The 18,987-nt window shown below is 65.5% G+C and carries 15 protein-coding genes and 1 pseudogene; 11 read left to right on the top strand and 5 right to left on the bottom strand.

Translation table 11 applies throughout. The features are described from left to right. Positions 1-177: 177 nt before the first annotated feature. A pseudogene (locus V6W80_RS23885) lies at positions 178-837 on the bottom strand (MCP four helix bundle domain-containing protein); the annotation flags it as partial. A gap of 160 nt (positions 838-997) precedes the next feature. Next, positions 998-4,468, bottom strand: a complete 3,471-nt coding sequence (locus tag V6W80_RS00315) for an acyl-[ACP]--phospholipid O-acyltransferase (protein WP_338545571.1) — start codon at positions 4,466-4,468, stop codon at positions 998-1,000. Positions 4,469-4,735: 267 nt separating this feature from the next. Here V6W80_RS00315 and V6W80_RS00310 point away from each other — a divergent pair, with 267 nt between their 5' ends. After that, a complete protein-coding gene (locus V6W80_RS00310; protein ID WP_007160189.1) occupies positions 4,736-4,945 on the top strand; it encodes a cold-shock protein in 210 nt (69 codons plus the stop codon). A gap of 413 nt (positions 4,946-5,358) precedes the next feature. Here the strand turns inward: V6W80_RS00310 and pap are convergent, their stop codons facing one another. Then, on the bottom strand, positions 5,359-6,843 hold the full coding sequence (pap, locus tag V6W80_RS00305; protein ID WP_338545570.1) for a polyphosphate:AMP phosphotransferase: 1,485 nt from the start codon (positions 6,841-6,843) through the stop codon (positions 5,359-5,361). 199 nt (positions 6,844-7,042) lie between these two features. On the opposite strand from pap, the gene V6W80_RS00300 reads away from it, so the two are divergent. The 8 genes from V6W80_RS00300 (at position 7,043) to V6W80_RS00265 (ending at position 13,936) form a co-directional block, all read left to right on the top strand. After that, a complete protein-coding gene (locus tag V6W80_RS00300) occupies positions 7,043-8,008 on the top strand; it encodes a CHAD domain-containing protein (RefSeq protein WP_338545569.1) in 966 nt (321 codons plus the stop codon). A 75-nt stretch (positions 8,009-8,083) separates the two neighbouring features. Then, positions 8,084-8,347 carry a PepSY domain-containing protein gene (locus tag V6W80_RS00295; RefSeq protein WP_007160186.1) on the top strand — a complete coding sequence of 88 codons (264 nt, stop codon included), beginning with the start codon at positions 8,084-8,086 and terminating at the stop codon, positions 8,345-8,347. Positions 8,348-8,465: 118 nt separating this feature from the next. Continuing rightward, entirely contained in the window at positions 8,466-9,305 is an 840-nt protein-coding gene (locus V6W80_RS00290; RefSeq protein ID WP_338545568.1) for an STAS domain-containing protein, read from the top strand. 9 nt (positions 9,306-9,314) lie between these two features. Then, positions 9,315-9,740, top strand: coding sequence for an STAS domain-containing protein (locus V6W80_RS00285; RefSeq protein WP_064307122.1), 426 nt, complete (start codon positions 9,315-9,317; stop codon positions 9,738-9,740). 4 nt (positions 9,741-9,744) lie between these two features. Next, complete coding sequence (locus tag V6W80_RS00280) at positions 9,745-10,098, top strand: ATP-binding protein (RefSeq protein WP_017641528.1); 354 nt, start codon at positions 9,745-9,747, stop codon at positions 10,096-10,098. Next, positions 10,095-11,075 (top strand): SpoIIE family protein phosphatase, encoded by a 981-nt coding sequence (locus V6W80_RS00275; RefSeq protein WP_017641527.1) that lies wholly within the window; start codon positions 10,095-10,097, stop codon positions 11,073-11,075. The genes V6W80_RS00280 and V6W80_RS00275 overlap by 4 nt, the downstream gene beginning before the upstream one ends. Next, the gene (locus V6W80_RS00270; RefSeq protein ID WP_338545567.1) at positions 11,068-12,831 is read left to right on the top strand and encodes an ATP-binding protein; all 1,764 of its coding nucleotides are present in this window, start codon (positions 11,068-11,070) and stop codon (positions 12,829-12,831) included. The genes V6W80_RS00275 and V6W80_RS00270 overlap by 8 nt, the downstream gene beginning before the upstream one ends. Next, positions 12,824-13,936 (top strand): hybrid sensor histidine kinase/response regulator, encoded by a 1,113-nt coding sequence (locus tag V6W80_RS00265; RefSeq protein WP_338545566.1) that lies wholly within the window; start codon positions 12,824-12,826, stop codon positions 13,934-13,936. Before V6W80_RS00270 ends, V6W80_RS00265 begins: the two co-directional genes overlap by 8 nt. A gap of 449 nt (positions 13,937-14,385) precedes the next feature. On the opposite strand, the gene V6W80_RS00260 is transcribed toward V6W80_RS00265, so the two are convergent. Continuing rightward, positions 14,386-15,483, bottom strand: coding sequence for a hybrid-cluster NAD(P)-dependent oxidoreductase (locus V6W80_RS00260; RefSeq protein WP_017641524.1), 1,098 nt, complete (start codon positions 15,481-15,483; stop codon positions 14,386-14,388). 328 nt (positions 15,484-15,811) lie between these two features. Here V6W80_RS00260 and gbcA point away from each other — a divergent pair, with 328 nt between their 5' ends. After that, the gene (gbcA, locus tag V6W80_RS00255) at positions 15,812-17,104 is read left to right on the top strand and encodes a glycine-betaine demethylase subunit GbcA (RefSeq protein ID WP_017641523.1); all 1,293 of its coding nucleotides are present in this window, start codon (positions 15,812-15,814) and stop codon (positions 17,102-17,104) included. Between the two features lie 112 nt (positions 17,105-17,216). Here gbcA and V6W80_RS00250 read toward each other — a convergent pair whose 3' ends face one another. After that, the gene (locus V6W80_RS00250) at positions 17,217-17,420 is read right to left on the bottom strand and encodes a hypothetical protein (protein WP_338547513.1); all 204 of its coding nucleotides are present in this window, start codon (positions 17,418-17,420) and stop codon (positions 17,217-17,219) included. Here V6W80_RS00250 and V6W80_RS00245 point away from each other — a divergent pair. Then, on the top strand, positions 17,328-18,902 hold the full coding sequence (locus V6W80_RS00245) for a methyl-accepting chemotaxis protein (protein ID WP_231356102.1): 1,575 nt from the start codon (positions 17,328-17,330) through the stop codon (positions 18,900-18,902). The two genes, V6W80_RS00250 and V6W80_RS00245, sit on opposite strands and share 93 nt — an antisense overlap. Positions 18,903-18,987: the final 85 nt, after the last annotated feature.

Here is an 18,987-nt window from a genome sequence, read left to right as displayed (position 1 = left end):
GGCCAGTTCGTCGTTCTGCCGTTGAATGCCGCGCAAGCCGGTCTCGGTGACCGTCGACATCTCCTCGGAGGTAGACGCCAGGGTGGTGGACGACAGGGTCAGCCGCTCCAGGGTGCCGCGCAGGTTGTCCTGCATCCGCGCCATGGCGGCGAGCAGCCGGCCGGGTTCATCGCGCCCGTCCTGCTCGACCGACCGATTGAGGTCATTGGCGGCGATGCGTTCGGCCACCGCCAGGGCCTTTTCCAGCGGCCCGGTGAGACTGCGGGTGAAGCGCCAGGCCAGCAGCAGGGTACCGGCCAGGGCCGCCACCATCACCGCCACGGTGATGGCGATGGCGTTGTGGTAGCTGGCCATGGAAGCAGCGGCCAGACGTGTGACCTTGCCATCGACCAGCCCGGCGAGTTCGTTGACGGTGGCGCTCAGGGCATTGCCGCTACGGGCCATCTCGCCGTCCTGACCGGCGAGCTTGAGCAACTCGGCGTCGTTCTGGTCGTCCAGCGCCTTGAGATAGCGGTTCTGGTTGTCCAGGTAGGTGGTCAGCTGGCCGGTCAAGCGGGTGTAGACCTCACGCCCGTTGTCGCTCAGCAGCAGGGCGTCGAACTGGCGCACGTGCTGCTCCAGGGTGGCCTTGGCCGCGTCGATGGCCTTGTGCACGGCCTGGGTCTCGGCGTTGGAGGTCGCCAGCATCAGGCCCTGGTTGTGCATGCGCAGACTCAGCAGGTCGGCGCGGATCTCGCCGATGACCTGGACGCTGGGAATCACGTTGCCGACGATCTGCTCCTCGCCCTCCTTGATGACGCGATTCTGGCCCAGGGAAAACAGCCCGAGGCCGATCACCAGCAGGGCGAAGAAACCAAAGGCAACCAGGGCCCGCGGGGCGATGTTGAGGGAGCGTAGCTTCACCGGGAAGACCTCGAAAAAAAGATTAGCCTCCTCATGATCGGCCAAACGGCGTCAGGCTTTAGGGTTCACCGGCGCCGGATGGACGATTTATCGCCTAGGCCTCCCCCGCCTCGCTCAACCGCGTCTGCGCCAGACGTTTCGCGCCGGCCACGTCGGCCTTACCGGTCCCCAGTTTCGGCAGGCTGTCCACCGCCAGCCAGGCCGAGGGCAGCAGCAGTCCGCTCACCCCCTGGGCCAGCAGCGTCTTTTCCACCGCCGCGCCGTCCAGGGTGCCGGTATGCAGCACCACGATGCGCTCGCCCTTCCTGGCATCCGGCAGATTGACCGCCTGCAGCTCGATCTCCGGATCGGCCACCGCCTTGGCCAGGGCCTGCTCCACGGCGCCCAGGCTGACCATCTCGCCGCCGATCTTGGCGAAGCGCGAATAGCGGTCGACGATGGTGAGAAAGCCGTCCTCGTCCAGCCGACCCTGGTCGCCGGTCACGTACCAGCGCTCGCCGTCGATCTCGCGGATCGCCTTGGCGGTGCGCTCGGGATCGTTCAGATAACCCTGCATCAGCTGCGGTCCGCCGATCAGCACCATGCCGGCCTCGCCGGTGGGCAATTCGGCGAAGGTCTGAGGATCGACGATCTTGAAGCCGGTCCCCGGCAGCGGCATGCCCACGGTGCCGAGCTTGCCGCCACGCTGCACCTGCAGGTAGCTGACGTCCAGGGCGTCGGGCAGGTTGACCGACGCCACCGGCGCGGTCTCGGTGGCGCCGTAGCCTTCGTAGATGTCATGGTTGAACTTGAGCTTGAAGGCCTCGCGCACCGCCGGATCCAGGCGCTCGGCACCGGCCACCACGATGCGCAGACTCTCCAGCATCAGCGGATGCACCTTGGTGTTGCGCACGAACAGCCGCAGGAAGGTCGAGGTGCCGCAGAGCACCGTGGCGCGATGGGTGGCCACCGCCTTGGCGATGCCGGCCACGTCGGTGGGATCGGCCTGGCAGACCACCGGCACCCCCTCGATCAGCGGCAGGAACTGGGTCACGGTGAGGCCGAAGGCGTGGAACAGCGGCAGCGAGGCCATGAAGACGTCGTCGTCCTGGGTGTTGAGCACGTCCGAGGTCTGCTTGAGATTGGCCATGAGGTTGCTGTGGCTGAGCATCACCCCCTTGGGCGTACCCTCGCTGCCACTGGAGAAGAGGATGGCGGCGGTGGCCGCGGGATCGTGGGCGCGGCTCACCAGCACCTGCAGCATGGCGGTGGGCAACAGCCAGACCGCCAGCCAGTTGGCCAGTAGCTCGGCCTTGCCGATGCCGGCGCGCAGCTCTTCCAGGTCCACCACCTCGCGTCCGGCCAGCAACTCGTCCACCGGCAGGCCGCGTTTGCGCAGGCGGTCGAGAAAGCGCTTGGAGGTGTAGACGGTACGGATACCGGCCTGGTCCAGGCCGGATGCCAGCGCCTCGGGCGTGGCCGTGTAGTTGAGATTGACCAGGGTCTTGCCGGCCAGCAGCACCGCCATGTTGGCCAGCATGCCGCCACTGCTGGTGGGCAGCAGCAAGCCGAGATTGGCCTCGGGCCGCTTGCGCATCCGCCGCGCCAGGCAGGCGGCGCCGGTAAGCGCCTGGGCGGCCTTGAGCGGCGCGCCCAGGTCGTCGATCAGGGCCAGGCCATTGGGCCGGCGCTTGACGCTGGCGACCCAGGCGTCGGCCAGCGACGGCAGGCCCTGCATGTAGCGCTCCCAGGAGCGAATCGACAACTCGAAGATCCGCCGCTTGAGCACATCGGCCGGGGTGTCCTTGGGCAGCGCCTTGCCAAAGGCCACCACCACCTCGCGGTGCAGCGGACTGTCGCGCAGCTCCTTGAGCTTGCTCGAAGAACGCGAGAACTGGCTGCCCCAGAGGCCGCGCAGATAGAAGGGTACGATCTGCACCTCCGGGCCGACCCGCTCGCAGGCCTTTTCATAGCCGCGGCGGAATTCGCCGAGCTGGCCGGTACGGCTGATGGCGCCTTCGGGGAACAGGCAGACCACCTCCCCCGCACTCAGCAGGCCAGCCACCTGCTCCAGCGCCGCGCCGGCGCCGCTGCCCTGGGCGATGGGCAGGCACCCCATCGCCTTGAGGAAGGGCTTCAGGTACCAGCGCTCATAGATCGACCTGAGCATCACAAAGCGTACCGGGCGCGGGCTGGCGATCTGCACCATGGCCCAGTCCACCCAGCTGATGTGATTGCCCAGCAGCAGCACCCCGCCCTGGGCCGGCAGGTTCTGCAGCCCCTGGACCTGGATGCGGTAGTGGCGGGTGACCATGAGGCCGAGCAGGAAACGCACCAGACTCTGGGGCAGTTTCCACACCGTGTAGGCACCGCCGATCAGGGCCACGGCCGCGATCAGCAGCAGTAGCCAGCGACTGTCCAGGCCGAGCAGAGCGATCACCGCGGTGAGCACCAGAAAGCTCAGCATGGCGACGTTCTGCACCCAGTTGTTGGCCGCCAGCACCGTGCCGAGCTGGTCCTCACGGGCATGGAACTGGATCAGAGCATTGAGCGGCACGATGAACAGCCCACCCATCAGCCCGATGAAAATGAAATTGAGCGCATGCACCAGCGCCGAACTGGGCGCCGGCAGCCACCACAGGCCAAGGGCGATGCCCAGGGCGCCCACCGGGATCAGCCCGGTCTCGATGCGCCCGCGCGAGGCCCGGCTGGCCAGCGCCGAGCCCAAGGCGATGCCGATCCCGGCGCAGGCCAGGATGCCCTGCAACAGCAGCACGTTGTCGATGCCCAGGTGATCCTTGGCATAGGCCGGAAAGCTCGCCAGCAGCACCTGGCCCACCGACCAGAACACCGCCAGGCCGATGATCGACAGGCGAATCACCGGATTCTCGCCGATCACCGCCAGGTTGCGCCGGGCGGTCTGCAGCCGCAGATAGGCATGCCAGTCGAAGGGCTCGCGCGGCTTGGGCGCTTCCAGCAGCGGCAGGCGATAGAGCAACGCCACCTCGGCCAGGCTGCAGAGCACCAGCAGCCAGCCCAGCGGCGCGATGTCCTGCAGGATCGCATGGGGCGTGGCATGGCCCTCGCCCAGGTGCAGCTGGAAGAAAGCGGTGAAGACCACGGTGCCGGCCAGGATGGCGATGATGGAATTGGCCTGCACCAGGCCATTGCCTTCGGCCAGCCGCTGCTTGCCGAACAGCGCCTTGATGTAGCCGTACTTGGCCGGCGAATAGAAGGTCGCCTGGATGGCCAGCAACAGCGTCATGGCGAAGGCCAGTTCGAACAGTCCGGCATAGTAGGCCAGGGTGATGCCCAGGGTGATGGCCACCGCCGCCCAGCCGCCGAGCCGCAGCACCCGCACCTTGGCGAAGCGGTCGGCCACATGGCCGGAGGGACTGAACAGCAGGATGAAGGGCAGCAACATCATGCCGTTGACCAGGGCGGTCAGCACCACCTGGGTGGAACCGTCATAGACCTTGAACACGGTGTTCTGGATGACGATCTTGTGGCCAAGATCGACGAAGGCGTTGAGAAAGACGGCGATCAGGTAGGGCCAGGCCCCCTTGATCCGGTGCAGCTTGTCCATGCGGAGTCTCTTTCGAGCAGGGGAATCCGTAGCCTGAGTGAGACGCCCTGGCAGCGCAAGCAGCGCCACTGGTCAACAAATATGCGAATCAGGGCTATACAAGCTCGCGAAAGCGAGTATGGTGTGGGCACTGCTACTGCAATAGTTACTCGATACCTGCTTGATGTTGCTTCATTTTCATCTCCTGGCTCGTCTCACTCTCGCATTACAGTCCCGTTAACGAATGTCTCGCTAACGTGGTTGTTCCCCCTACACCTGGAGATACTCATGTCCAATCGTGAAAATGGCACCGTCAAGTGGTTCAACGATGAGAAAGGCTACGGCTTCATCACCCCGGAAAGCGGCGCCGACCTGTTCGTGCACTACCGCTCCATCGAAAGCGCCGGCTTCAAGAGCCTGAGCGAAGGCCAGAAGGTCACTTTCGTGGCTGTCAAAGGCCAGAAGGGTATGCAAGCTGACCAGGTTCAAGTCGTCTAACGACTGATCCGGTTGCAGAAAGGCCCCGCTTCGGCGGGGCTTTTTCGTTTCTGGGATTTGGTGGTTGCCTGGCTTGCGCTATTCAGCTGATTAGCGTGCCTGCTGAAGCCTTTAATTTCGCCCACCCGGGCGAGTCACTTTTGCCAGTCGCGGCAAAAGTAACCAAAAACGCTTGCCCCTCCATCGGCCCCGGCTGCGCCGGGGTTCGTTCGCTCCATCGCCGCTCCAGGGGCACGCCACGAAGGGCCATCCATGGCCCTCGCGACTCTCGCGGCATCCATGCCGCTCAACCCCTTACGCAACGATTCCGCTCACCCTTCTGGAAAGGGGCGCATTCTCCGCGCCTGCACGTCTACGATAAACGTCGTGAGATAGGTATGAAGCGAAGCGCCTAGCCCACAGGCAGCAGCCTTTCAACCTTTGTCATACGCCCTTTCTAGCGCCTCGTTGAGTGTCCTCAGCACCTTAACCCGCGCGAATCGCTTGTCGTTGGCCTCCACCAGCGTCCAGGGCGCGATGGCGGTGCTGGTCTGCACCACCATGTCGTTGACGGCCTGGCTGTAGAGGTCCCACTTGTCGCGATTGCGCCAGTCGTCCTCGGTGATCTTGAATCGCTTGAAGGGCGTTTCCTCGCGGGCACGAAAGCGCTCCAGCTGAGTGTCCTGGTCGATGGCCAGCCAGAACTTGGCCAGCACGATGCCGGCGTCGTGGAGCTGCTCCTCGAAGTCGTTGATCTCGCCATAGGCGCGCTGCCAGTCGGCGACCGGTGTCAGCTCCTCGACCCGCTCCACCAGCACCCGGCCATACCAGGAACGATCGAAGATGGTGAAATTGCCCAGCCGCGGAATGTGCCGCCAGAAGCGCCAGAGATAGGGCTGGGCGAGTTCCTCGTCGCTGGGCGCGGCCACCGGGACGATGCGGTACTGGCGCGGATCCAGGGCGCCGGTGACGCGGCGGATGGCACTGCCCTTGCCGGCGGCATCGTTGCCCTCGAAAGCCGCCACCAGGGCATGGCGACGATACTTCTTGTCGCGCAGGCGCCGCGCCAGGCGGGCCTGTTCGGCGAGCAGCTGGTCTTCGTAATCGGCCTTGTCCAGGCGCTGACTCAGGTCCATGGCCTCCAGCACGCCGCGGCCATCCACCGGCGGCGGCAGCACGGCGGCGGCCCGGCGCTGCTTGCGCAGCTTGTTGGCCAGGGCGCGCTGCAGCGCCTTGAGCAGCACGGTGCCGACGGTCAGGCTGCGAAAGCGCTCGTCGAAACCGGGCACCACGTGCCAGGGGGCGTAGTCGTGATGGGTCCGCCGCACCACCCGCTCGCCCTCCTTGACGAAGCGGTCGTAGACCTTGGCCTGGCGCCAGTCCAGCGGACTGAGCTTCCAGCCCAGGCGAGGATCGTTCTTGAGGTGCTTCAGGCGCTGCTTGAGTTGAGGCTTGGAAAGATGGAACCAGAACTTGAGGATCAGCGCGCCCTCGTCGGCGAGCATCCGCTCGAAACGCTCCGCCTGGCCGATGGCGGCATCCAGTTCGACGCGACTGAGCGCCTTGTTGACCCGCCCATGCAGCATCTGGCTGTACCAGTTGCCGAAGAAGACGCCGGTCCGACCCTTGCCCGGCAGGCGCTGCCAGTAGCGCCAGGCCGGCGGGTGCTGGCGCTCCTCGACGGTGGGCTGCAGAAAGGTCTCAACGCGGATCAGGCGCGGATCCATCCACTCGTTGAGCAGCTTGACCGTCTCGCCCTTGCCCGCACCCTCGATGCCATTGATCAGTACGATCACCGGGAAACGGCCCTGCGCCTTGAGTTCGTATTGGGCGGCCAGCAACGCTTCGCGCAGCTTGGGCAGCTTGGCGTCGTAGGTGGCCTCGTCGAGCAGGTGTTCGTTTTCGGCGGCTTCGAACATCCGGATCTCCTCGCTCTGGTGGTCGGGCAACTATAGCCCTTCTGACCGGCCAGGCGGCAGGCGGTGCCCGCTGCTAGATCTCATGAAGGAAATATGACGTTTAGATGAAATTTGGCATCTCCCGCTGTCGTGGAGGTCTTTCTTACCGTTACGCTCCCGCGCAGCGCGGGTCTGCAGTCCACCTATTGAGGAGAGTTCGATGGCCTTTCGTTTCGATGCGCGGCAAGCAGCTGACGAGGAAGTCCGCCGCGTGGTGACGGATCGTCTGGTACAGGCTGAGACGTCCCTGGCGAGCGGTACCCCCAAAGGCGTCCACGAGACGCGCAAGCGCCTCAAGGAACTACGCGCCCTCTTGCGGCTGTTGCACGGCGCCCTGGGCAAGCGCGCCTTCGCCAGTCGCAATCGGCGCCTGCGCGACCTGGGCCGCCAGCTGTCGTCGCTACGCGACAGCGCCGCCCTGGTGGAAAGCTGGGACAAGCTGGGTGAGTCCGACCGCAAGAGGTTCGCTTCGCCGGCCATGAAGCGGGTGCGCCAGCGCCTACAGGAGCGCGCCGACCAGCAGATCGCCGCAGCCAGCGGCCATCCCGAGTTGCTCGAGGAACTGACCGCCCTGCGCGAGGAGGTGGCCGGCTGGAAGCTCTCCGGCAAGGGCTTCGGGCTGTTCGCCCGTGGCCTGGAAGACAACTACAAGGCCGGACGCCAGGCGCTCAAGACCGCCCGCGACAAGCCCACCGACGAGACCCTGCACGACTGGCGCAAGCGGGTGAAGGATCACTGGTATCACACCCAGCTGCTCGCCGCGGCCTGGCCGGCGGAATTCAAGACGCGCCAGAAGAGCCTCAAGCGTCTTTCGGAATACCTGGGCGACGATCACGACCTGGCGGTGATGCAGCTGTTGCTGGAAAGCGAGCCGACGCTGTTCGGCGCCAGCAATACCCGCCTGGCCATTGGCGAGAGCCTGGCCCAGCAGCGCGAGCGCTTGCAGGCGAAGGCCTTTTCCCTGGGCCTGCGTCTCTATCTGGACAAGCCCACCGTCCTCGCCGAACGCTGGCGGGACCTCTGGCGATTGGCCAGCCGCCCCTATGAGTCGCGCAAAGCCAAGCCCAAGAGCGCCAAGGCCCCTGCCGGGCTGTTGCCACACCTGGTCGAAGAATCGTCAGTCTAACGCCTGGGCCAGACGGATCTGTCGCACGTGGTGGTGGTCCAAGGTCAGGACATACCACCACGACGAGGTCTCGCGATGAAATCCAAGCTGCTCGCTTCCCTGTTTGCCTGTTCCGTCCTGGCCAGCACCGCGGCCCTGGCCGACCAGCCCGGCGCCGACTGGATGCCCATGAACGACGTCAAGTCCAAGCTCATGGAGCAGGGCTACACCTCGATCACCAAGATCGAAGCCGATGACGGTCAGTGGGAAGGCGAAGGCATGAAGAAAGATGGTATGAAGTATGACTTCCATGCCGACGCCAAGACCGGCAAGATCACCAAGGAAAAGATGGACATGTGATCTCTCGGGGACCTGGCCGTAGCGCTGGGTCCCCCTTCGCGCCTGCCGTCTCTTTCCCACACCCTCTTCGTCCGGTCGGCCCTTCCTGAGCCGCCCTCTTCGTCACCTAGGAACCCCCATGTACAGTACCGCTTTGGTCGAGCTGCTGCGCACCCACGAGCGGGCGCTGCTCGACGCCTGGATCGGCGCTCAGCGCGCGGCCGGCATGCGCATCGACCTGCTCGACGAAACCACCATCCTGGCCAACTCCGCCGAGCTGTTGCGGCGCATCACCGTGGCCGCCGCCCAGGGCCTGGGTGATCTGCGCGAGCCGCACTGGCAGCCGGTGCGCGCGCTGCTGGAGCGGTTTTCCTTCGACCAGAGTCGTGCCGGCCTGACGCCGTCGCAGACGGCGACCTTCGTCTTCTCGCTCAAGGAGCCGCTGTTCACGCTGATCCAGAACGAATGCGACGATCCCCTCGCCGAAATCTGGGCCGCCACCCGGCTGATCGACGACCTCGGTCTGTACAGCATGGAAAGCTATGTGAACGGTCGCGAGACGGTGATCCGCGAGCAGCAGGAAAGCATGCTGGAACTGTCCACCCCGGTGGTGGAACTGTGGGACGGCATCCTGGCCATCCCGCTGATCGGCGCGCTGGACAGCAACCGCACCCAGGTGGTGATGGAGTCGCTGCTGGAAAAGATCGTCCAGACCGAATCGGACCTCGCCATCATCGACATCACCGGCGTGCCCACGGTGGACACCATGGTCGCCCAGCACCTGCTCAAGACGGTGACCGCCGCCCGGCTGATGGGCGCCCAGTGCATCATCAGCGGCATCCGCCCGCAGATCGCCGCCACCATCGTCCATCTGGGCGTGGACCTGGGCGATGTCATCACCAAGGCGTCGCTGGCCGATGCCTTCCGCCTGGCCTTGCGCCAGCAGGGCGTGCGCCTGGCCGCCCCCACCAAGGGCTAGGAGCGCGCCATGATCGACCGGATTCCGATTCTCAAGCTCGGCCCCTTTCTGCTGCTGAGCATCCAGGTGGACATGCACGACCAGCTGGCGCTGGACCTGCAGGAAGACCTCACCGAGCAGATCGTCCGCCACAAGGCCAAGGGCGTGCTCATCGACATCTCGGCCCTGGAAATCGTCGACTCCTTCATTGGCCGGATGCTGTCCCACATCGCCCAGGTCTCGCGCATCCTCGATGCCAAGGTGATCGTGGTCGGCATGCAGCCGGCGGTGGCCATCACCCTGGTGGAACTGGGGCTGTCGCTGGAGGGCATCGCCACGGCGCTGAACATGGAAAAGGGCATGCGCCGGCTGGAAGCCATGGTCGCCGCGGACGAATCGCTGGAGGAGTCAGAGGGTGGCGAAGACACAGACGCTTCCACTCCGCCAGGAGACTGACATCGTGCTGATCCGTCAGCAGGTGCGCAAGGTCGCCGAAGCCATCCGCCTGGGCCTGATCTCCCAGACCAAGATCGTCACCGCGGCCAGCGAGATCGCGCGCAACGGTCTGGTCTACGGACTGGGCGGCGAATGCCTGATCGAGGAGACACTGCGCGCCGGCAAGCCGGCGATCCGCCTGGTGATCCGTGACCAGGGTCCGGGCATCGCCGACCTCGACCGCGCCATGGTCGACGGCTACACCTCGGGCAAGGGCCTGGGTCTGGGGCTGTCCGGTTCGCGGCGGCTGGTGGACGACTTCCACATCGAGAGCCAGCCCGGCCAGGGCACCACCGTCGAGCTCTGGAAGTGGCGATGAACGACCAGCCGTGCAGCCTGGTGCTGCCGGTGACCACCACGGTCCATGTCGATGCCGCCCGGCGCGCCCTGGTCCGCCTGGCCGGCACCGTCACCACCGATGAAACCCTGCTCGGGCGCCTGACCATCGTCGCCCAGGAGCTGGGCTACAACCTGGTTCGGCATGCCGGACATGGCGAACTCCTGGCCACCCTGAGCGGCGAAGGCGTGCTCGATGTCCTGGCGGTGGATCGCGGCCCGGGCATGCACGACGTCGCCCGCTGCCTGAGCGATCACTACAGCACGGCCGCGACGCTGGGTGCCGGCCTGGGGGCGATCCGCCGCCAGGCCGATGTGTTCGACATCCATTCGCGACCCGGTCAGGGCACCGTGGTGCTGGCCCGCTTCCATCTGGCGGGCACGCCCAGCAGCCGGCTGCAGCATGGCGCCCTGTGCACGCCGCACCCCGAGGAAGAGGTCTGCGGCGACACCTGGGCGGTCAGCGGGCGCCGCCTGCTGGTCTGCGACGGCCTGGGACACGGCCGGCAGGCCGCCACGGCCAGTCGCCGGGCGCGAGAATTGTTCCTGCGCCATGGCGCGCACCTGCCGCTGCAGCGACTGATGGAGAATCTGCACCAGGCGCTGATGGACACCCGTGGCGCCGCCCTGGCCCTGGCCGAGCTGGACCCCGATCAGGGCCAGGTGAGCTTTTGCGGCATCGGCAACATCGCCGGGCGCCTGCTCGGCAACACCTCGCGCAGTCTGGTGTCCAACAATGGCACCCTGGGCTACCGGATCGGACGGATCCAGACCTATACCTACCCCTGGACACCCGGCACCCTGCTGGTGTTGAACTCCGATGGACTGACGTCCAAGGTAGGCCTGGGCGAGCACTCCGGGCTCGGGGCGCGCCATCCGGCGCTGATCGCCGCCCTTCTGCATCGCGACTTCCGGCGCTCCGCCGACGATGCCACCGTCTTGGTACTCAAGCATGTCTGACGTCTTGCCCCTGCTGACCCTCGCCCTGCGCAGCGAGCAGGACATCGTGCATTGCCGCCAGGCCGCCAAGCGCCTGGCCGCGGCTCTGGAATGGCCGGTGCTGGAGCAGATCCGTCTGGCCACCGCGGTCTCCGAACTGGCGCGCAACATCCATCAGTACGCCGGCAGCGGGCATTTCGACTTCGCCCTGCTGCGAGACGACGGCCAGCGCCTGCGCCTGCGCGGCCTGGAGGTGCGGGCGGTCGACCAGGGCCCGGGCATCGCCGAGATGGACGCCATCCGCGCCGGCAGCTATCGCTCCAACACCGGCATGGGTATCGGCCTGCGCGGCGCCCAGCGGCTGTTCGACGACTTCGACATCCAGACGTCACCCGCCGGCACCTGCATCACCGCCCGCAAGTACCAGGCGCCACGGCCCTTTCCCGACGCTGACCTGCTCCAGGCGCTGACGGCCGACCTGCAAGGCAGTCCGCCACCGGATCCCTATCAGCAGATCCGCCTGCAGAGCGAAGAACTGCTGCTGACCAACACCGAACTGCAACTGCGCCAGTCGGAGCTGGAGGTCACCAACAAGGAACTGGAAAACACCAATCAGGGGGTGGTGGCGCTCTATTCCGAACTGGAAAAGGCCACCCAGGAACTCAAGGAGGCCAGCGAGGCGAAGACGCGCTTCTTCTCCAACATGACCCATGAATTCCGCACCCCGATCAACATCATCGAGAACGTCGCCAAGCTGCTCGCCAGCGGCGTGGACGGGGCGCTCAATGCCGAACAGCAGCGCCAGGTGCGCTTCATCAGCGATGCGGCGCTGGAACTGGCCAATCTGGTCAGCGAGCTGCTGGCCCTGGCCGAGGTACAGTCCGGTCGCCTGACCATCGTGCCCCAGCCCTTCCCGCTGGGGACCTTCGTCGACCGCCTGGAACAGTTCGCCGCCGCCCTGGCGCCGCGCTATCCCCAGGTCAGTTTCAGCGTCGCCCCGCCGCCCGCCGAGGTGCTGCTGGATACCGACGAGAGCCGGCTGTTCCAGGTGCTGCGCAATCTGATCTCCAACGCCTTCAAGTACACCCCTCGGGGCCAGGTGCGCATCCAGGTGTTCCAGCCGGACGACGCCAGCCTGGAATTCCTGGTGGAAGACAGCGGCATCGGCATCGCCGCCGCGGATCAGCAGAAGATCTTCGAGGAATTCGAGCGGATCCGCTCGCCGCACCTGACCCATATCGAAGGCACCGGCCTGGGTCTGCCCCTGGCGCAGCGCCTGGCCGTGCTGCTGCGCGGCGAGCTGTCCCTGGACAGCGAGGTCGGCCGCGGCAGTCGCTTCACCCTGCGCCTGCCGCGCCACTATGCCAGTCACCGCGCTGCCGAACCGGAACCCGATCTCAGCGGCCTCACCGTGCTGGTGATCGAAGACAACGAAGGGGATCGCTATCTGGTCCGTCGTACCCTCGAACGACTCAATCCCGTGCTGCTGGAGGCCGACAGCGCCCGCAGCAGCCTGGATCGGCTCAATGCGGTACGCCCGGACATCATCATCCTCGACCTCGACCTGCCCGACATCAACGGCGAGGATCTGCTCGCCAGCATGGACTGGAGCATGCACCGACGGGTGCTGATCAACACCGCCCAGCCCCTGGACGAAGCGGGTCGCCAGCGCCTGCAGGACTACTGCCACGCCATCCTGTTCAAGCACGCCCCCGATCACGCCGAGCGGCTGCTGGCCGAGGTCTGTGCGCTGGCGCGGAGCCTGTCCGATGACTAGTGCCCAGCGCCGTATCGTCATCATCGATGACACCGAGGCCAATCGCTATGTGCTGCGCAAGATCCTCGGCAGCCAGACCCACTACGAAGTGCTGGAAGCGGCTAGCGGTGCCGCTGGCCTGGCGCTGATCGACGAATCCGTCGAACTGGTGATCATCGACGTCAATCTACCGGACACCACCGGCTTCGAGCTGATCCAGGCCATCGAGCAGAGGTGCGGTTGGGGTCGGCTGCCGGCCATCATCAACATCTCGGCCACCTTCGTCTCCGGCAAGGACAAGGCCCAGGGCTTCAACACCGGGGCCCAGGCCTACCTGACCCACCCGATCAATCCGGAAGAGGTGCTGGCCACCGTCGGTGCCCTGCTCAAGGCCAGCTCCCGGGTCGGGCACATGGAGCAGCAGCGCAATTCGGCCATCGCCCGCAGCGAGAACCTGCAGGCGGAAAAGGTCATGCTGGAACGCTTCATGAGATCGCTCAACCACGACCTGCGCTCGCCGCTGACCGCCGCCACCATGGTGGTCAACCTGATGCAGCGCAGCCCGGCGCGACGCACCGACGATCTGCTGCAGACCTTGCACGACAACCTGCAGCGCATGAACCAGATGATCACCGACGTGCTGGACATCAGCCACATGAGCCTGGGCGGCGGCGTCCGTCTCAGCGGCGATCCGCTGGTGCTGGGTCCGCTGCTGAACGACGCCGCGGCCAATCTACGGCTGCAATTCGGCAATCACCTCGAGCTGCAATTGGAGACCCCGGAGCTGGAGGTGCTGTGGGACAGATACGCCTTCCTGCGCATCTTCGACAACCTGGTGCTCAACGCCGCCAAGCATGGCGACACGGGAACGCCGATCCAGGTGCGGCAATGGCTGGCTGGCGATCAGGTCATGCTGGAGCTGCGCAACCTGGGGCAGTTTCCCGACGAAGTCCTGGCCAACCTGGCCACGCCCTATTTCATCTCCACCCGCAGCGACAAGCGCGGCTGGGGCCTGGGACTGCCCATCGTCAAGGCGCTCAGCGAAAGCTTTGGTGGCGAGGCGCGCTTCGCCAATGGCGCGGGCGAGGTGATCATCACCCTGCACCTGCCGCTGCGCCTGGCCTAGCGCAGCGCAGCGCCTAGGGACCGGATGTAGGTGGAGCTGAGACAGCTCCACCGTCGCAGCCCGACATGGCGGGCTCGACCTGAACAGCGTTGGGCTTCGCTGCGCTCAGCGCCAACCTACTGAAGTTCGTGATGTAGGTTGGGCTGAGACAGCTCTACCGTCGAAGCCCAACAGGGCGGGCTCGACCTGAACAGCGTTGGGCTTCGCTGCGCTCAGCGCCAACCTACTGAAGTTCGTGATGTAGGTTGGGCTGAGACAGCTCCACCGTCGCAGCCCGACATGGCGGGCTCGACCTGGGCAGCGTTGGGCTTCGCTGCGCTCAGCGCCAACCTACTAGAGTTTCGTGTCGTAGGTTGGGCTGAGACGGCTCCACCGTCGCAGCCCAACAGGGCGTGCTCGACCTGGGCAGCGTTGGGCTTCGCTCAGGTTCAGCCCAACCGCCCTCCTCCTCAAAACTCGATCTGCACATCCCCCTGCGGAATACTGCAGCAGGACAGGATGTAGCCTTCGGCTTCGTCTTCCTCGGTGATGCCGCCGTTGTGGTCCATGACCACCTCGCCGCTTTTCTTGAGCACCTTGCAGGTGCCGCAGATGCCCATACCGCAGGCCTTGGGAATGTGCAGGCCGAGCTTGGCCGCGGCGCCGTGGATGGTCTCGCCGGGACCGATGCTGACGCTCTTGTCGCTCTCGGTGAAGGAGATCAGGCACTGGGCTTCCAGGGGAATCGGCGGCAGGTCGGCGGCGGCTTCGGCCTGTTCGGCGGCTTCGACCTTGGCTTCCGGTGGCGTCGCGCCAAAGGATTCCTCGTGGTAGCGGGTCATGTCGAAGTCCAGCTCGCGGAGCATGGCCTTGACGGCGTTCATGTAGGGCGTGGGGCCGCAGCAGAAGATCTCGCGTTCACGGAAGTCCGGCGCCATCAGCTCCAGCATGCGGCGATCGAAGTAGCCGCGGAAACCGGCCCAGGACTCACCGTGCTCGGTGCGCTCGCACACCAGGTTCAGGGCGAAGTTGTCGATCCGCGCGGCCATGTGCTCCAGCTCACCCTGGTAGATGATGTCGCGCGGGGTGCGGGCGCTGTGCACGAAGACCATGTCGACGCTGGCGTTGGTGTCGTAGAACCAGCGCGCCATGGACATCACCGGGGTGATGCCCACGCCGCCGGAGAGGTAGAGCACCTTGTCGGCCGGGTAATCGATGGCGTTGAACAGGCCGACCGGGCCATGCACGGCCAGGTTTTCACCGACCTTGAGGTTGTCGTGCAGCCAGTTGGATACCAGGCCGCCCGGCACGCGCTTGACGGTGATGGAGAAGCTGTAGGGCACCGAAGGCGAGCTGGAGATGGTGTAGGAGCGCATCACCTGCCGGCCATCGATTTCCAGCTCCAGGGTCACGAACTGGCCCGGCTTGAAGAAATACATCAGCGGGATTTCGGCCGTGAAGCAGAAGGTGCGCACGTCCCAGGTTTCCTGGATGACCTTGACGCAGCGCACGGGGTGGCGGCCATTGGTCCAGGTCTGGGTGGTTACGGGGTTGAGGAAGGTATTCATGACGCACCTCGACTGCCACTGGGGCTATTGGCGGCGATTCTGGGAGGGCCTCACGACCGCCACTTTCCCAATCGCGACATCCACATGCCGATGGCGACCGGCCCAGCAATGGCAAGGGCTGGGGCGTCGTGAACAGCGTCGGCCATGTCGCCCATGAGCAAGGCCCCCTCCCGGCTCCGGCCCCACACTCCGCCCCAAGCCGAACCTGAACAGCGCGCGACGGGCGAAGCACGGGGTCATTCGGCGGCCCTGTCCTGTCGGCCAATAGCCTTGCAATACCGTGACCAACCACTTTCGCCACCCGCCGCGGTGGCCACGAGGATGTACGATGGACGTCAGCACCTTGAGTTTGGGCGACCCTCTCGATCCGGCCCGCAAGGCCACGGCCGAGATGCTGCGCACCCGCGAGCGCACCTATTCCCTACCCCAGCCGTTCTACAACGACGAGCGCCTGTTCCAGATCGACATGCAGGAGATCTTCGGCAAGGAATGGCTGATCGCCGGCATGACCTGCGAGATCCCCACCAAGGGCAACTTCATCACCCTGCAGCTGGGTGACAATCCCATCCTGGTGGTCCGCGGTGCCGAGGGTAAGGTCCACGCCTTCCACAACGTCTGCCGTCACCGCGGTTCGCGCCTCTGCGTGAGCGACAAGGGCAAGGTCGCCAAGCTGGTCTGCCCCTACCACCAGTGGACCTACGAGCTGGACGGCCGTCTGCTGTTCGCCGGCACCGAGATGGGCGCCGACTTCAACATGGCCGACTTCAATCTCAAGCCGATCCACGTCAAGACCGCCGGCGGCTACATCTTCATCTCCCTGGCCGACGAACCGCCGGCCATCGACGACTTCCTGCGTACGCTCGAGCACTACATGGAGCCGTACGACATGGAGAACGCCAAGGTCGCGGTACGCACCGACCTGGTCGAGCAGGCCAACTGGAAGCTGGTGCTGGAAAACAACCGCGAGTGCTATCACTGCAGCGGCTCCCACCCCGAGTTGCTGAACACCCTGCTGGAATGGGACGACGTCACCGATCCGCGTGCCTCCCAGGCATTCAAGGATCAGGTCGCCGCCTGCACCACGCGCTGGGACGCCGACAACATCCCCTACGCCCATGCCAGCTTCGGCTTGCGCAACCGCATCGTGCGTATGCCACTGCTCGCCGGCACCGTGTCCATGACCCTGGACGGCAAGCCCGGCTGCCAGAAGCTCATGGGGCGCATCAAGGACCCGGACCTGGGCTCCATGCGCATCCTGCACCTGCCGCACTCCTGGAACCACTGCATGGGCGATCACATGATCGTCTTCACCGTCTGGCCGCTGGGTCCGACCGAGACCGTGGTGACCACCAAGTGGCTGGTGCACAAGGACGCCGTGGAAGGCGTCGACTACGATCCGGTCAACCTGCGCAAGGTCTGGGATGCCACCAATGACCAGGATCGTCGCCTGGCCGAGGAAAACCAGCGTGGTATCAACTCCAAGGCTTACCAGCCGGGTCCCTACTCAAAGACTTACGAATTCGGCGTGATTAACTTCATCGACTGGTACAGCGAGCGGCTGCTCAACAACCTCGGCGAAGAGGCGCCAGCCGCGCATCTACGCCAGGTCGGCGGTGACTGAGGAACGCGAATTCTAAGCCGCCCATGGAGCCGCAAGGGCTCCATGGGCATGCCAATAAACTGTCTTTATGTTAATGCGGTTTTTTGACGCACCTCTTTTTAGCGTCTTTATTTTAAAACATCACATAAAGTTGAGCCTGTTCACGTTTTGAATCGTCTTTCACGGGCTCATCATGACTCTTCGCTCGCTGTCCATCGCTACTCGCAATCTGCTGTGTTTTGGCATTCTTGCGACACTCGTCGCTGCCCTCGGCTTGTTCGGTTGGTTTCAGTTGGCGCAAATCCGCCAGTTGGGTCATCAGGTAGAACAGCGCCATATCCCCACGCTCGTCGCCGCCAATGACTTGGGGATGCTGCTGGCCCGAACCCGCATCGAAACCCTGCGTCTGCTGGCCATGCCCGATGCCGAGACCCTGACCAACACCCGCAAGAAGCTGGACGACCTGAGTACCGAGGTCCAGGCCGCCTTCGGGCGCTATCAGCAAGGCGCGCTGTCGCCACAGAGCCGACAGGCGCTGGACGATCTGCGCCAGGTGCACCGGGAATACATGCAGGGCGTACGGCAGCTGGCCGACCTGGCCGGTGCCGGCCAGATGGCCGAGGCGCGCCAGGTGGTCCAGCAGAACATGGCGCAACTGGGTCTCCGGATGAACGCCAGCATCGAGACGCTACGCAACGTGGTCCAGCAGGATATCCATACGGCCAGTAACGAGGCCGATACCGCCTATGCGCGCTCTACCACCGTGACCTGGCTGATGATCCTGCTGGCGCTGGCCCTCACCGCCCTGCTCGCCTGGCGGCTGACCCGCAGCATCGCGGGGCCCATCGCCCAGGCCGTTGCGGCGGCGCGTACCATCGCCACCGGCGACCTGACCCAGCCGCTGGACGCTCGCGGGCGCGACGAGGCGGCCCAGCTGCTGCAGGCCATGCAGCAGATGCAGGGCCAGTTGCGCGAGACCCTCGCGCACATCGGCGATTCGGCCACCCAGTTGGCTTCAGCCGCCGAGGAGATGACCGCGGTGACTCAGGAAAGCGCCCACGGCCTGCGCCAGCAGAATAACGAGATCGAAATGGCCGCCACGGCGGTCACCGAGATGAGCCAGGCGGTCGAAGAGGTCGCCGGCAATGCCGGCTCGACCTCCACCGCGTCGCGCCAGGCCGCCCAGACCGCGGCCCAGGGCCAGCGCCAGCTGGGCGAGACCCTCGGCGCCATCGAAGCCCTCACCGAGCAGGTCCTAGGCGCCAGCGCCCAGGCCCGTGAGCTGGAAAGCCAGACCCGCGACATCAGCCAGGTGCTGGATGTGATCCGCGCGGTGGCCGAGCAGACCAATCTGCTGGCGCTCAACGCCGCCATCGAGGCCGCCCGGGCCGGTGAGGCGGGCCGCGGCTTTGCCGTGGTGGCCGACGAGGTACGGGCCCTGGCCAAGCGTACCGGGGACTCGACCAGCGAGATCGAGAAGATGATCGGCAATATCCAGCAGGGCACTGGCCAGACCGTCGATGCGCTGCTGAGCAGTGCCGATCAGGCACGACTGACCCGGGAACAGGCCCAGGCGGCCAATGCCGGCCTCGCTGCCATCGCGGATGCGGTATCCGGCATCGACGAACGCAACCTGCTGATCGCCAGCGCCGCCGAGCAGCAGGCCCAGGTGGCCCGTGAAGTGGATCGCAATCTGGTACGCATCCGCGATCTGTCGGTGCAGACCGCCGCCGGTGCCGAGCAGACCCGGGGCGCCAGCCAGCAACTGGCGGATCTGGCAGCGACCTTGAGTGGTCAGGTACGCCGCTTCCAGTTCTGAGCGAGTGTCAGCACCTAGGCTAGAAGCCGTCGGGTCGTTAACAGTCAGCTTTAAGACGAATGACCATAAAGTCGCGGCGCCTCTA

The organism is Pseudomonas benzopyrenica (genome assembly GCF_036884265.1).
GTDB classification, from domain to species: Bacteria; Pseudomonadota; Gammaproteobacteria; order Pseudomonadales; family Pseudomonadaceae; genus Chryseomonas; species Chryseomonas benzopyrenica.
This window is presented reverse-complemented; position numbering and strand designations above follow the sequence as displayed.